A 14462-nucleotide genomic window follows, 5' to 3' on the forward strand; every position below is an offset into this window, starting at 1 on the left:
ATTGAGCAATAACTCAAGTTTTTAGAAAAGCATAAAAAAAGGCTCACATTTCTGTGAGCCTTGGTCGTATTTAGGAGGGTCCAAATCAATGGACTGCGTCATGGCTAATGTCAAGCAAGCGGTAAGTCTGCAACCACCTGGTTGAACGTGATACGAGCATTCTGAGCTTGCTCAGATAACTCGATCTTTTTCGCTTGTGCGGCACTAAGATTACTCTCGGCCAACTCAAGTGCTTGTTGTAGATTCTCTGGTAACTCGTGAGTTTCCATTTGTGAACCTTGTTCTAACACATAAGCGCGAATTTCTTTCTTCACTGCGGCAAGTTCTGTGTAAGCAATACGCTCAAGTTCTGCGGCTTCTTGCGCAGCATCTTTTTCTTTCTCAAATTGAGCCAGCGCCATACCTTCTGCAGACCAAGGGTCCATGTCTGGCAGTTCTTCGATGTTGATCGTTGGCTCGATGTACGCATCTTGATGGCGCAGGTCTAGGTTTGTCGCACGAACCGCTGAAATCATCAACATGACAGAGATAGCAAGCAGCGGCAGGCCACCAACAATCGCCGCCGTTTGTAGCGTACTTAGACCGCCCAAGAACATTAGAATCGTTGGTAGGAACGATAGAGTAAATGCCCAGAACATACGGTTCCAACGCATTGGTTCTTCTGTCACGTTGTTTTGTACAACAGACGCTAGGATGTATGAGATTGAGTCAAAGGTTGTCGCAGTAAAAATGATACACAGTAGTGTAAATACCGCGATAACTAGTGTGCTCATTGGCAGTTGGGCAAGCATCGAGAAGATAGCTTTGGTTGCGCCTTCAGCATTCAAAATAGCAACGACATCTAGCTCACCAGAAAGTTGCAGTGATAAGCCGTAGTTACCTAAAATCATGAAGAATAAGAAACAACCTAGAGAACCAAAGAAGATCGAACCTGACACCATTTGTTTGATGGTTCTGCCGCGAGAAATACGCGCAACAAACAGACCCATACTTGGTGCAAATACTAGCCACCATGCCCAGTAGAAAATTGTCCAGTCTTGTGGGAAGTGAGTATTTTCAAAGGTACCGTAACCACCAAATGGTTCAGCCCAAGTTGCCATCACGAAGAAGTTAGATAGTAGACGACCAATTGAGTCTAAACCTGTTTCTAGCATGAAGATTGTTGGACCTGCAATCAGAACGAAAGCCAGTAGACCCATCGCACCCCAGAAGTTGATGTTACTTAGGATCTTGATGCCTTTTTCCAATCCAGCATAAGATGAGTAAGCAAAAATCGCAGTACACACTAAAAGAACCATCACTTGCGTTAGGTTATTTTTAGGTAGACCAAATAGGTGATTCAGACCTTCAGTGATTAGAGGTGCAGCTAAACCTAGCGTTGTTGCAGCGCCGCCTAATAGACCGAAAATGAAAAGGATATCGACGATTTTTCCAGGTACGCCTTTACTGCGGTGTTCACCAAGAACAGGCATTAACGCACTAGAGATCTTTAGAACTGGCTGTTTACGTACATAGAAGAAGTAAGCGATAGGAATCGCCGGGATCAGGTAGATAGACCAAGCGATTGGTCCCCAGTGGAACAAACCGTAAGTTGCAGCCCAACGAACCGCTTCTTCACTACCAGGTTCTAGTTGGAAAGGCGGTGATTGGTAGTAGTAAGCCCACTCAATGCAGCCCCAGTACAAGATACTTGCACCGATACCGCCACAAAATAACATTGCAGCCCATGATGCTGTTTTGAATTCAGGCTCTTCATCAGCTTCGCCCAGTTTAATTTGTCCCATATCACTGAACACAACGTAAACCATAAATGCACAGGCAGCGAGGCCTAGCGCAAGATATAGAAATCCAAGTTGGTCAGTCATGAATGTTTTCGCAACCGCAATCCAGTCTGCGCCCTGTGCTGGGAACAAAATTAGCGGGAAAACTATCGTGAGTAGGAGTGCAATCGCACCAAAGAAGGTAGGCTTGTCAATAAGCTCAAAAGTGTTTTTCACGAGTATTATTCCATTAAAATGAGAGCGGAATTATGGAATGAACTCGTTTTTTAGACCAAATCGGGTCTGTTGTCGTGACGACAAATCGCTTTAATACAGAGGGAAATCTGCGGTAACAGGAGAGTAAAGTTAGATTAAAGCGAGTAGGATGCCACCAACGGTTGCCGCTGCGGATAAGTATTGCCCTGCTGAATAAGAACCATCGTCCTCTTCTTCAATCTTATCTGGATGATCCATACCTAAAGCGCCATGAGCAAATGACTCTACCTTATCGGTAACGGTCGCGTTTTCATCTTCGACTTTTTTGGCTTCTTTATCGATTTCTTTAAGTGCAGATAATAGAGCTTTGCCTTCATCAGAAAGCTTGACGGTATTTTGTTCAACCTTAAGAGGTGCAGGCTGTTCAGCTTCAGTGCTTTTAGCTTGTGCATTCATTTGCGAAGGTGAATACAGCTGAGTATTACTCGTTCCTACTGGCGTCATATCGCCCTCCTTACTTATCCTTAAATATAGTATCGGCAGAGGTGTGAAAAACTTGTGCAATTAATCATCGATAGTGATGTTTTTTATTCGCACATTACATTTTCTTCTGCTTGGTTAAATTGTCTTTTTACTAAGCAAGTCCTGTGCCGATAAGAATGTTTGATTTTAGATAGAGTTAGGATGAATGACGGGAACGTGATCTAGTTCTGACGATGGACTGATTATCTAGGATTAGCCCATCGACTCTTTAGCTTAGAAGAATGGTTTAGTCACATTCTAGGCTAGCACTGCGTTTTGACAGGTGCTTGTATGCCTTCATTCGGTTCTCTTTCTTAACAAAGCGAGCCGGTGGCGAGAGAACTTCAAGCTGATAATCGCTGTTATCCGATGTGATCTCTTCAACTGGGCTGATGATGGCGATTTTCAAATCAGGGTTACGGCGTAGAATTGATGCCGCCGTCCCTAAACCACCCTCGGTGTGGAACATGCCTGCTACATGAATCACTTGTTTATTCGGATTCGACGCTAGGTAATCCACAATTGATTCAGCCATGGTTTCATCCCAGGTTACTTGAGCGGCAAACTGCTTTTCTGTTTGCTCTGGCGTGCCGTGATGCATAGAAGCCATGAACTTTTCTTTGTATGGGCTATCGCCAGTATCCACTTCTGCAGCAATCCATAGGCGTTGCTCGGTCGATAATTGGTCTAGGTAAGGCAATCCTTTACGGCCAATGCACTGAACGAATGGCTTTGGTGCATTTGCCGCAATAACATCGACGTCGTTGGCTTTTGAGAACTCAACTAACGCGCGGTAATCACTTTCGTAATTTGGCCACGCCGCTGCTTGAGACATGAGAATTTGTTCGCCAATTTCACCGTTTAAGTATTGGTCGAGTGTGGTTTGGTGCTCTCGAGTGAACTGTTCCATTGAAAGTGTAATGTTTGATGTTGCATTGCGGCGCGCTTTTAAGAAATCAGTTTGAAAGCGGTGGATGGCGGAGTGAGTATGCCATTCGCCAATAAGAATGACGTCAGCGTCTAGCAACTCTTGAGGTAAAGCGTTAAGTGAGAGTGCTTCGCCTTGTGGTGAGGCAAACTGGTAATCGTAGTAGGTGGAAACGGTTTCCGGTTGAACCACTTTTTGAGAAGTGTTTTCTGAGGGTTGATTAGCACAAGCTGTGAGAAGAGTGGCTAATCCGGTAAGAATAATACGTCGCATGAAATGCCTCCTTGAAGAACACGCATACTAAAGGAGGCAAGATGAGATTTCAATGCAAACGATAATCAATATCAATTAAACCTGTTTGCGATACACTCTTAGCATAAAGTCAGCTTCACAGTTGAATTGCTCTGCGTTGGTGAGTTGTTGTTTAAACTCTTCAGTCGCTTTCCAAGCAAACGGCGTCATCTGTAGTAGGTCGAATGCATCTGACCCCGATAGTTCCATCATATAGTTTAGATGCTCTTGGTGTTCAAGAGTAAAACCTTCGATCAATTCAGGATCTTCATCGTGTAAACGCACACCATCATAAATGGCGTCACGCAACTGATATAGGTGTCGGCTTGCCGGTGTTACTGTAATCACGACACTATTGTCTTTAATTGTACGTTGGAGCTCTTCTGCCTTACATGGTGCATAAATGCGTAGAATGCCGTCTAAGCTGTTTTCTGCAAAGGGTAGACGATGGCTAGAGGCAACAGAGAAGTCGACTGCTGGGTAGCGTTTAGCGGCGTATTTGATAGCAATCTTAGAAATGTCTAGACCAAAAATAGCACCGTTTTTATCTTGAAGATTCAACGCAATTTCGTTGGTGTAATACCCTTCGCCACAGCCAATATCCAATAGGCTAGGATCTGTGTCTGGCAGGTAGCTAGAACATAAGCCGACAACCGCTTGGCGCATTGGATCGTAATGGTTGCCTTCAAGGAAGCGACGACGTGCCTGCATCATCTCTTTGTTGTCACCTGGATCTTTTGAACGTTTATGGTGTGCTGGCATCAAGTTGACGTAGCCTTCTTTTGCTAAATCGAACTGATGGTTCTTTTCACACTTAAACGTACGATCGTGTTGAGATAAAGGTTGGTGACACAAAGGGCATTGGTAAGTCATTGCGAACTCGAGGTAGAAATTTCAAGTCCAAAATTTTAACAGGAAGCATAGTGGGGCGCTAGAATAAACGCAGTTGTCTTAGCTAGTGATAATTCATGAAGAGATAGAGCCAACGATGGCTGGCTCTATTGATACTTACTGAATTGCTTAATAGAAGGTCTATTAATAATTAGCTAAAGAAGTTCACTTGATTTTTCAATGACTCCGCTTGCTTTTGAAGCTCATCAGCACTTCGAGATGTCTGCGCGCTGGTTTCACGGCTCTGTTGGTTGAGGTCGCTTATCGCATGCGCGTTTGCCGCAATTTCTTGAGAAACCTGAGCTTGTTCCTCTGATGTAGCAGCAATCGTTTCAGCTTGAGAAGCGATCGATTCAACTTGAGAGGCAATCGACTCTAGCGCAGTGCCTGCTTCTTGCGCTTTGTCGAGTACTTGGTTGGCATTCGATTGGCTTTGCGTCATCAGGTTTACGGCATTGTGGGTCGACGATTTCAGCTTCTCGATGATGCTTACCACGTCTTGGACTGATGTTTGAGTTCGATGAGCCAATGTTCTTACTTCGTCGGCTACCACTGCAAAGCCACGGCCTTGTTCACCCGCACGTGCCGCTTCTATTGCAGCGTTCAACGCAAGTAAGTTGGTTTGCTCTGCGATGTCATCAATCATCTTAGTAACAGTTTGAATACTTTCGCTATCAGAGCTTACTTGCTCGATGGCCGATGCGGATTTGTCTAATTGATCATTCAGCTGGGCGACATCAATACACACACCTTCAACGACTTCTAAACCTTTCTGGCTGTCTTCATTGGCAAGGCGAACATTTTCAGCAATGCTGTTCACTTGCTGTGCCACTGATTCAGCAGAGGTGGCCATCTCTTCTATAGCAGTAACGACTTGCTCAACCTGTGCTTGCTGGCGGTCAGATTGACTCAGATTGTGACTGGCATCTTGTGACACACTGCTCGAGCTGTTCTGTACTTGGTCACTGGTCGCACGAATCTCGCCCACGAGTGTATTCAACTGGGCTGCCATGTTGGCAACGCCGGTATTTAGGTTGCTGATTTCGTTCTTAGTCTGCTGACCATTGTTTGGAATATGTAGGCTTACTTCGCCTTTTCCTAAACGCAGCATGTACTCGTTTAACGTGGTTAGCGGCGTCAGTGTGCGGTTTAACACGAAGGTTAACGCGATGATGGTAGCCGCAGCAATTAGGGTAGCAATAATGGCGATGAGCTTCAGTAAATCGTCACTGCCTTTGGTCACTTCTTTAATGAATGTACCGCCAAGCAGTTTCCAATCCCAACCCGGAACTTCGGTGTATACCAGGTACTTCTCACCAACCGTTTCTTGATACTGATATGGGTATAGAATCAGCCCCGATGGCTGTTCAAAGATTTGATAGAAAGGTTTGTTACCGTCGTAGTCAGCAACATCAACAATCGATTTACCACCACCAACGTTCGTGGGGTGCAGTAAGTACTGACCTTGATGCTCTTTCTCGTTATCGACAATAATGGTATAGCCCGTATCACCCCAAGAAACCGAGCGTAAAGATTCAAACAGACTTTGAGTCGCGTCTTCTACTGGCAAACCAATGAAAGAAACACCGTTTACTTTGCCTTGAGTGTTGATCAAAGGCGCATAGTAGGTAATGTAACGTTGGCCGAAGAGTTTAACTTGAGAGTAATAAGGTTGGCCACTTTTGAGCTTGTTATAGCCCGGATGGTCTTTCCCTAGTGTAGTCGCAACAACTCGTTCACCTGAAGGTTTCTTGAGAGAAGTTGACACACGAATAAAGTCATCGCCAAATGGGGCAAATAGGGTCGCTACGGCGCCAGTGTCGCGGGTAAAGCTATCGACCAGTTTAGTGTCGTTGATTAGGCTCTCACCATATTGAGTCATGTTGGGAATTGAATGGCCGTTGAATTCAACGTCATAATTTTCAACATAAACACCTGCTAGGTAACCGTTACGAAAAGTGGATTCTAAAACTTTGGCGGTGTGCAGGTAGGCGTCGAACTGACCAGAGATAGTTTTGGCCATCGCTTCGACTTTTGATTGGTGTTCCCTTAACGTGTTGTCTAATAATACCTGTGAGGCATTGCGGTACACGAGTGTTGCAATGGAACTAAAGGCGATAAGCAAGCACAGCAAAATGACCAACTTAAGTTGGAAGCCAACACTTTGATTTTTGTATTTCTCGAGCATGAATTCACTATCCTGTCTTCATTGAGGTGTTGTTAAGTAGTTTTCATTAAGTTTGTTATTGAGCGTTCTATCATAGGAATTTATTTATCAGCAGTAATTGATAATAATTAATGAATTGACAGTTATATTTATAAATTGGGGTAATGAGAATAAATGTGGCGTGGATTTAAACGGAGAGGGAACAAGTTTGCATTAGGTCGTTGTTCACTGGATGGTGCGAGTGAGGCTAAAGCCAATAAAAAATGCAGCTCAATGAGCTGCATTTTCTTAAATTAAATTTGCGATAGGCTTAGTGTGAAGAGATCACTGTAATAAGCTGGTGGCTTTCGCCAGGCTGTAATGTTTTGCCTGCTTCTAGGCTTGATGCGTGCAGCGTTGATTCAACACATAACATGGTTAGGTAACCGTCGTTTTGCATATCACCCATACCAGCAGCACCTTCGGCCCACGGGTTCCACAGTACTGCAGAATTATGACCGTGGTTTTCAACCGTTAGTGTGCGATCCTGCTTTTTGTCAGCAACTAAGATTTGCGCTTCTGGTTGCGTGTAAACGCGGTCAATCGTGTCGGTCAGTACCAGTTCAGAACCACCTTGGCAGATTTTGCCGTCTTGCAGGCTATCAATGTACTCAGCACCCATACCTGTTGTGGTTGTGCTGTGAATATCGCCAATATTTAAGTAAGTGTGCAGTGCTCCAGAGAAAGTCCATGGCTGAGAATCAGTGTTCTTCACATCTAAGGTCACTTTTAGCTGCTCGCCGATCTCAACATTCAAACGTGCATCGAATTGATGAGGCCATACCGCTAGCGTCTCTTCGTTTGGCTTCAGACCTAAGCTAACAATCACGCCAGCTTCGCTTTCACGGTGCTCAACCAATTGCCATTCACTTGAACGTGCAAAACCGTGCGCAGGTACTGCAATGCGACCAAACCAAGGCCAACATACTGGAATGCCGCCACGCAGAGCTGTTTTGCCGTCGAATTTAGCTTGTTGGCTCATCCAAATTAGGTCTTCTTGGCCTTGCGGTTGGAATGACACGACATGGCCGCCAAACAGTGAAATAGCTGCGTTTGCTTTATCGTGGATAACACGAACCAGTTTTACACCTTCGTGCTCAACGATAGTCACGTTATCAGAAAGTACAGTCAGTGCAGGTAGAGTAGATAAATCCATTACATGATCCTTCTAAGGAAATTGAATTCAAATGCAGACTAGAGTGGTGCTTGTGTTTTCACGAGTAACAAGCAGAGTCAGTATTGGAATTAAATTTTGCGTTACCTTGATCAACTGAGATAGACGCGGTCTAAAAGATAGCAGGTATTAAAAAGGCGACACTAAGGTCGCCTTTTTCAAAGTCTGCTCAAAACAGTCTTCGCTAATGCTTATCTAAAGCTATTTCTAAAAAGAAATTACTTAGAGATGTGAGCGATTAGGTCTAGAACTTTGTTTGAGTAACCGATTTCGTTGTCGTACCAAGATACAACTTTAACGAATTTGTCAGTTAGAGCAACACCAGCTTTAGCATCGAATACTGAAGTTTGAACTTCACCGATGAAATCTTGTGATACTACTTGGTCTTCAGTGTAACCAAGAACGCCAGCCATTTCGCCTTCAGAAGCTTCTTTCATTGCAGCACAAATTTCTTCGTAAGATGCAGCTTCTTTTAGGTTAACAGTTAGGTCAACTACAGATACGTTAGCAGTTGGTACACGGAAAGCCATACCAGTTAGAAGGCCGTTTAGTTCTGGAAGAACAACGCCTACAGCTTTAGCTGCACCAGTTGAAGATGGGATGATGTTTTGAGAAGCACCACGGCCACCGCGCCAGTCTTTAGCAGAAGGGCCATCTACAGTTTTTTGAGTTGCTGTAGTAGCGTGAACTGTAGTCATAAGACCAGACTCAATGCCCCACTTATCGTTAAGTACTTTAGCGATAGGTGCAAGACAGTTAGTAGTACAAGAAGCGTTAGAAACGATGTCTTGACCAGCGTAAGATGCTTGGTTAACGCCCATTACGAACATTGGAGTTGCATCTTTAGAAGGACCAGTAAGAACTACTTTCTTAGCGCCAGCAGTGATGTGCTTACGTGCAGTCTCGTCAGTTAGGAAAAGACCAGTTGCTTCAGCAACTACGTCTACGTCGATAGCATCCCACTTAAGGTCTTCTGGGTTACGTTCAGCTGTAACACGTACAGTTTTACCGTTAACGATTAGGTTACCGCCTTCAACTTCAACAGTACCGTTGAAACGGCCGTGAGTTGAGTCGTACTTAAGCATGTATGCCATGTACTCTACGTCGATTAGATCGTTAATACCTACTACTTCGATGTCTGCACGCTCTTGAGCTGCGCGGAATACGAAACGGCCGATACGGCCAAAACCGTTAATACCTACTTTGATAGTCATTGTAGTTGCTCCACAACTTAATTTCTGATTAAAGATAACTGGTAGTAAAATTACAGAATCCAGTATACATCTGCAATAGATAATCCGACTTAACTTGTTTAATGTCAAAAAAAAGCGACGCTTTTCTTAACAATTGGGTGTAAGTGGTTGAAAATTGACCATTGCAAGTGGCTCTGTACCCTTCCAGTTGGGTAAAATACCCCTAAATGATGATTCACTTATGAGTGTATATGTACAATGTTTCCTGGTGAGAAAGTATGTGCTACAAAACGACTGATATGCAAGCCTTTATAGAAAAAAGTAAATATAATAACTGATAATGTGGAGAGATATTAACGTGATTCAAAAGGGAGGAAATATGATAAAGCCTGATGAATACTGGCGTGAACGCCTAACGGACGACGAATTTGCGGTGTGTCGTGAACGTGGTACTGAAGCCCCATATAGCGGTAAGTTACTGCACAACCATAAGACTGGCGTCTATAGCTGTACATGCTGTGAAAGCCCTTTGTTTCTGTCGGATAACAAATATGACTCTGGGTGTGGTTGGCCAAGCTTTGATGCCCCAGTAAATGATGAAGCAGTACGCTATATAGAAGATCTAAGTCACGGAATGAAGCGTGTAGAGATCCGTTGTACCGCTTGTGATAGCCATTTAGGTCACGTTTTTCCTGATGGTCCGAAGACCACTGGTGAACGGTTCTGTGTTAATTCAGTGTCGTTAATTTTCAACAAAAATGACGAAAGTACGAAATAACTTGTAACTATTGTCTAATCCTTACAGGTCGCATTTGTCGATTTAGGAATGCTGAAACGCCCAAGATTTCAGATTTAACTCTAGTACAAATAAAAACAGCTACCAAAAAGGTAGCTGTTTTTTTAAAGCAGGTGAATAAGAAGCTTAAGTTAGAACACTATAAATGAAGCGATCAGTAACTCGGGACGATTGAAGGGCTGTAGACCCCATCCTCAATAGCTTCGACAATTTTGTCTGCGTCTTTATTTAACTGTTTGTATTTTGAATCTTCAAAACGATAGAGAACGGCCAGTTCCGCTTCTGATGCAATTGGTACATCAAACTCTTTGGCAACCATCGCCCAGACATACGCCTTTTCCATATGGCCCAAGCTGTGATTGATGCTGGCCATTGACTTAAAGATCTCTGTATTGACGGCAGAGTTGCTCGACAACGTTAAGGCATTATTAAGCAGCTTAAGTGTTTTAGCATGATCTCTGGTGGTATAGAAGGTTGCTAAGGCATATTGCATCTCTGCCGTGTTTAACGCTTCTGTGCCTTCCAGTTGTAGGAAACTGCGTCTTGCGTTGGTGTCTCCAGTTTGCGACCACAAGAAGTAAAGCGTTTCCGGTGTATCAGATTGCGATAGCTCACCAACAATGCGCTCAGACTCTTCAATACTGTGCATTAAAGAGGTAAAGCGGCGCTCTTGCAGTTTAGATTGGTCAATAGTTTCGATCTGAGCTGCGAGCTCTAGGCACTTTTTGTAAGCAGTGACTAATTCGAACTCTTTAATCTTATTGATTTCGGAGGGGTGTTTCTGAACTTCAAATCGATGCCAGATAAGATCGGTACGTGCGACACGACATTGCCCATCGTTCATGTTCAATTGTTCACACTGAAGGCCCGGGTTGCTTTGGCACAGTTGATCGGTATTTTTGTTTCCTTCAAGACACCCAACCAGAGTGAAAGGCAATAGGCTAATCGCCAACCATTTCATAATTTTCATATTCCTTCACTTGTGATCAAATGCACTTATTATCGGTCAGGTTCTTGACTCAATTCTGTTACGGGTTATTTTCTGGTGAAAATTGTTAAAACTAAGGCTTTACCATGGATGCAGAACAACTTCTTAGCGCAATGACACCCGAGGTCTACGAACGTTTAACTTATGCAGTTGAAACGGGTAAATGGCCAGAAGGTACGGCGCTCTCAAAAGAGCAGCGCGACTCGTGTATGCAAGCGGTTATGTTATATCAATCTAAACATAACTCTGAAGCTCAACATATGACAATTGCAGCTGGTGGTGAGATTAGCTTTAAATCTAAGTCTGAACTAAAGAAACAGTTTAAATCAGATCAAGACGATATTGTTAGGGTTAACCCTAATCATTAGGCTTAAATTACAACAAAGGGGTGGCAATGTGCCACCCCTTTTACTTTAAGCCGTTTATTTATAAGCAATAAAACGATTTAGTTCACGTTAATTGGCTAACAGACTTATAAGCTCATCTCGCCACGCAACACTTGTTGCATTTGAGTTTTCACTTCTTCGTAGCTTAGATTTTGGCTTAATAGGTAGTGAAGTTTCGCTAGTGCCGCTTCCGGAGTCATATCATAACCACTGACAACCCCAGCTTCTGCTAAAGCACAGCCCGTCGCATAGCCACCCATGTTCACTTTACCTGCTAAACATTGAGTTAGGTTTACCACGATAACTCCACGCTCTGATGCGTCTTTTAGGTGCTGAAGTAGTTCTGGGTTTTGTGGTGCGTTACCCACACCAAAAGTAAGCAGAATCATTGCGTTAACAGGCTGTAATAGTGTGTTGCGGATCACTTCATGTGATATGCCAGGGTACATAGTGATTACGCCGATAGGTTGCGGAGTAATATTATGAACCTTGAAAGCACCTTCAGGCTGCTCGTTTACCTTTACGTTATTGCTGATTTGGATATTGATACCCGCTTCTAGCAATGGGTTCAGATTTGGAGAAGTAAACGCATTGAAGCCATCAGCGTGTGATTTTGTGCTGCGGTTACCACGCATCAACTTGTTGTTAAAGAACAGCGTCACTTCGTTTATTGGGTAGTTTGCAGCAATGTGTAGCGCATTCAGTAGGTTTGCTTGTCCGTCTGAACGAAGCTCTGCTAATGGGATCTGAGAGCCCGTTACAATCACAGGTTTGCCGAGGTTTTCAAGCATGAAAGACAGTGCAGAGGCGGTGTATGCCATAGTATCTGTACCATGCAGGATAACGAAACCATCGTACTTATCGTAGTTCGCGCGGATGTCATCAGCGATAGTCTGCCAATCAAGTGGCGTCATATCTGAAGAGTCCATTAATGGAGAGTATTCGTGAATGGTGTACTCAGGCATCTCTGGGCGATGGAATTCAGGCATGCCAGCTAGCTGCTTATCCATGAAACCTGCGACTGGAACATAGCCGTGGTCAATAGACTTCTGCATGCCAATTGTGCCGCCGGTGTACGCGATATAGATGTGTTTTCTTTCCATGGCGAATAATACTTAGTGTGATATAGGGAACAGGGGGGCGATTATAGCGAATTATCATGCAATAAAAAGAGGCACCTAACACAGAGGCGCCTCTTGATAATAAAGCGTTGAACTTATCTTATTGAACTTGGCAATTTAAGCAGAAAGCGTAGCGGCCTTGTGGGTCGTTAAAGTTGCCTAACAGCTGGCTATCTTGAGCTAACTGTTGAGTAACAGGCTGTAAACTGCTTGGTATCATCGATTTAATATCAAGGCCTATCGACATCTGAACTTGATTCATAAATTCTTGAATAAATTGTTCAGTGGCCGAAAGTGGCTCTTCTACCCAGTAGATGTTGTAGCTTTCAAGTTCTGCAAGTGAAGCCGCAGCTGCAACCGCATCATCAAAATCGCCAATCTCATCGACTAAGCCTTTCTGGATTGCATCTTGACCTGTCCATACTCGGCCTTGAGCGATCTTGTCTACAGCATCGACTTCCATGACGCGATTTTCTCCAACTAGGCTGATGAATCGGCGGTAACCGTTTTCAATGCCCATTTGAAAAGCGTCTTTCGCGCCATCGCTAAGTCCTGTCGTAATACCGATACCTGAGAAAGGTGACGTACCAACGCCGTCAGTGTAAACACCAATATCGTTTAATCCTTTTTCGAAGGTCGTGATAACACTGAAGATACCAATCGAACCGGTGAGCGTGGTTGGTTGCGCTAGGATCTTATCCGCACCCATCGAGATCCAGTAACCACCTGAAGCTGCAAGGCTCGACATCGACACAACAACCGGTTTACCTGCTTGCTTGATCGCTTCTATTTCATTGCGGATCACTTCTGAAGCAAATGCGCTACCACCTGGGCTATCTACACGAAGTACAACGGCTTTCACTTTATCGTCATTACGCGCTTGGCGAAGTAGGGCTGCAGTAGTATCACCACCAACCGTACCACGCGGCTGTTTACCATCCATAATTGCGCCGCTAGCAACAATCACGGCGACATCGTGTGACTCACTGGTCATGTCTGGAAGCATGGTTGCACGGTATTCGTAGTAACCAAACGCGTTGTAGCTGTCTTGACCGTCACTGCCGAAAACATCGGCAAGCTCTAGTCGAACTTGTTGGCGTGTCGCTAGCTCATCCACTAAGCCAAGTTTCTCAGCCAGTTTTGCAATGTCACCGTCCACAGACTCAAGTTCTTTCAAGAACGTTTCCATGCTTGGGTTCAGTGTTTTAGCATCGATCTGACGGTTGTTGCTGACGTCATCAACGTACGCACCCCACAGTTGGCTTAACCAACGAGAAGCGGACTCTTTCGCTGCATCTGACATGTCGTCACGAATGAAGGGCTCGATAGCTGATTTATAGGTACCAACACGGAACACGTGCGTATTTACGTCTAGCTTCTCTAATAAGGTTTTGTAGTAAAGCGAATAGGCGCTGTAACCTTTGAGAAGCACACCACCGTCAGGGGACATGTACACCTTAGTGGCGTAACTTGCCAGGTAGTATTGGCTCTGGTTGTAGAAGTCACCTACCGCATAAATCGGCTTACCCGACGCTTTAAACTCATTTAAGGCTTTAGCAATGTAACGCAGTTTAGTTAGATTGGTCTCTGGCAGCTCTTTAAGTGCTAAAACAATACCCGTTACATTATCGTCGTCTTTTGCGTAGCGAATCGTTTCAACGATATCAAACAGGATGTTTTCTTTTGGAAGGTCTTTGCCCAGCAGCGAACCCGTGACCGAATCCATCGGGTTAATATAGCGGCTTTGCTCTACGATAGGGCCAGACAGGTTAAGTACTAACGCTGATTCTTGTGGAACAGTCGGCTGGGCCGTATCTGAATGGAAGTACACAAAGTAGATGATGGCGATACTGAGTAAAAAGAAAAGGTTTACCAGCGCAAGACGCACAAACGTGATGAGCTTCCAAATCCCTTTAAAGATCATGCCTATAAATTTGAATATTTTTTTCATTCTGTCTCCGCAGTGAGATCACGTCGCTTTAACAAGCCG

The 14462-nt window shown here is 44.2% G+C and carries 12 protein-coding genes; 2 read left to right on the forward strand and 10 right to left on the reverse strand.

Annotated elements, in window-relative coordinates; genetic code table 11:
- Positions 1-110: 110 nt before the first annotated feature.
- The 7 genes from QQ041_RS04170 to gap form a co-directional block, all read right to left on the reverse strand.
- Complete coding sequence (locus QQ041_RS04170) at positions 111-1997, reverse strand: BCCT family transporter (RefSeq protein WP_285953180.1); 1887 nt, start codon at positions 1995-1997, stop codon at positions 111-113.
- A 129-nt stretch (positions 1998-2126) separates the two neighbouring features.
- On the reverse strand, positions 2127-2480 hold the full coding sequence (locus QQ041_RS04175; protein WP_285953181.1) for a hypothetical protein: 354 nt from the start codon (positions 2478-2480) through the stop codon (positions 2127-2129).
- Positions 2481-2745: 265 nt separating this feature from the next.
- Positions 2746-3699 (reverse strand): ChaN family lipoprotein, encoded by a 954-nt coding sequence (locus QQ041_RS04180; RefSeq protein WP_285953182.1) that lies wholly within the window; start codon positions 3697-3699, stop codon positions 2746-2748.
- A gap of 75 nt (positions 3700-3774) precedes the next feature.
- Positions 3775-4590, reverse strand: a complete 816-nt coding sequence (gene rlmA / locus QQ041_RS04185) for a 23S rRNA (guanine(745)-N(1))-methyltransferase (RefSeq protein ID WP_285953183.1) — start codon at positions 4588-4590, stop codon at positions 3775-3777.
- A gap of 169 nt (positions 4591-4759) precedes the next feature.
- Positions 4760-6796, reverse strand: coding sequence for a methyl-accepting chemotaxis protein (locus QQ041_RS04190; protein WP_285953184.1), 2037 nt, complete (start codon positions 6794-6796; stop codon positions 4760-4762).
- A 289-nt stretch (positions 6797-7085) separates the two neighbouring features.
- Positions 7086-7970, reverse strand: a complete 885-nt coding sequence (locus QQ041_RS04195; protein ID WP_285953185.1) for a D-hexose-6-phosphate mutarotase — start codon at positions 7968-7970, stop codon at positions 7086-7088.
- A gap of 236 nt (positions 7971-8206) precedes the next feature.
- Positions 8207-9202 (reverse strand): type I glyceraldehyde-3-phosphate dehydrogenase, encoded by a 996-nt coding sequence (gap, locus tag QQ041_RS04200; protein WP_017059382.1) that lies wholly within the window; start codon positions 9200-9202, stop codon positions 8207-8209.
- A gap of 319 nt (positions 9203-9521) precedes the next feature.
- Here gap and msrB point away from each other — a divergent pair, with 319 nt between their 5' ends.
- A complete protein-coding gene (gene msrB / locus QQ041_RS04205; RefSeq protein WP_019823761.1) occupies positions 9522-9959 on the forward strand; it encodes a peptide-methionine (R)-S-oxide reductase MsrB in 438 nt (145 codons plus the stop codon).
- A 172-nt stretch (positions 9960-10131) separates the two neighbouring features.
- On the opposite strand, the gene QQ041_RS04210 is transcribed toward msrB, so the two are convergent.
- Positions 10132-10938 (reverse strand): DUF2989 domain-containing protein, encoded by an 807-nt coding sequence (locus tag QQ041_RS04210; protein ID WP_146492304.1) that lies wholly within the window; start codon positions 10936-10938, stop codon positions 10132-10134.
- Between the two features lie 113 nt (positions 10939-11051).
- Between QQ041_RS04210 and QQ041_RS04215 the strand changes: the two genes are divergently transcribed.
- Complete coding sequence (locus QQ041_RS04215) at positions 11052-11333, forward strand: YeaC family protein (protein ID WP_146492272.1); 282 nt, start codon at positions 11052-11054, stop codon at positions 11331-11333.
- A gap of 104 nt (positions 11334-11437) precedes the next feature.
- Here QQ041_RS04215 and ansA read toward each other — a convergent pair whose 3' ends face one another.
- Together ansA and sppA are read right to left on the reverse strand one after the other, a co-directional pair.
- On the reverse strand, positions 11438-12454 hold the full coding sequence (gene ansA, locus QQ041_RS04220; RefSeq protein ID WP_060982262.1) for an asparaginase: 1017 nt from the start codon (positions 12452-12454) through the stop codon (positions 11438-11440).
- A 118-nt stretch (positions 12455-12572) separates the two neighbouring features.
- Entirely contained in the window at positions 12573-14423 is a 1851-nt protein-coding gene (sppA, locus tag QQ041_RS04225) for a signal peptide peptidase SppA (protein ID WP_285953186.1), read from the reverse strand.
- Positions 14424-14462: the final 39 nt, after the last annotated feature.

This window comes from Vibrio sp. TMPB1044, from assembly GCF_030442075.1.
Classification (GTDB): domain Bacteria; phylum Pseudomonadota; class Gammaproteobacteria; order Enterobacterales; family Vibrionaceae; genus Vibrio; species Vibrio satsumensis.

Excerpts from the sequence above, each read along its gene's own strand:
- QQ041_RS04175 (WP_285953181.1), bottom strand. The coding sequence starts at position 2,480 with ATGACGCCAGTAGGAACGAGTAATACTCAGCTGTATTCACCTTCGCAA.
- QQ041_RS04180 (WP_285953182.1), bottom strand. The coding sequence starts at position 3,699 with ATGCGACGTATTATTCTTACCGGATTAGCCACTCTTCTCACAGCTTGT.
- rlmA (WP_285953183.1), bottom strand. The coding sequence starts at position 4,590 with ATGACTTACCAATGCCCTTTGTGTCACCAACCTTTATCTCAACACGAT.
- QQ041_RS04190 (WP_285953184.1), bottom strand. The coding sequence starts at position 6,796 with ATGCTCGAGAAATACAAAAATCAAAGTGTTGGCTTCCAACTTAAGTTG.
- QQ041_RS04195 (WP_285953185.1), bottom strand. The coding sequence starts at position 7,970 with ATGGATTTATCTACTCTACCTGCACTGACTGTACTTTCTGATAACGTG.
- gap (WP_017059382.1), bottom strand. The coding sequence starts at position 9,202 with ATGACTATCAAAGTAGGTATTAACGGTTTTGGCCGTATCGGCCGTTTC.
- msrB (WP_019823761.1), top strand. The coding sequence starts at position 9,522 with ATGTGGAGAGATATTAACGTGATTCAAAAGGGAGGAAATATGATAAAG.
- QQ041_RS04210 (WP_146492304.1), bottom strand. The coding sequence starts at position 10,938 with ATGAAATGGTTGGCGATTAGCCTATTGCCTTTCACTCTGGTTGGGTGT.
- QQ041_RS04215 (WP_146492272.1), top strand. The coding sequence starts at position 11,052 with ATGGATGCAGAACAACTTCTTAGCGCAATGACACCCGAGGTCTACGAA.
- ansA (WP_060982262.1), bottom strand. The coding sequence starts at position 12,454 with ATGGAAAGAAAACACATCTATATCGCGTACACCGGCGGCACAATTGGC.
- sppA (WP_285953186.1), bottom strand. The coding sequence starts at position 14,423 with ATGAAAAAAATATTCAAATTTATAGGCATGATCTTTAAAGGGATTTGG.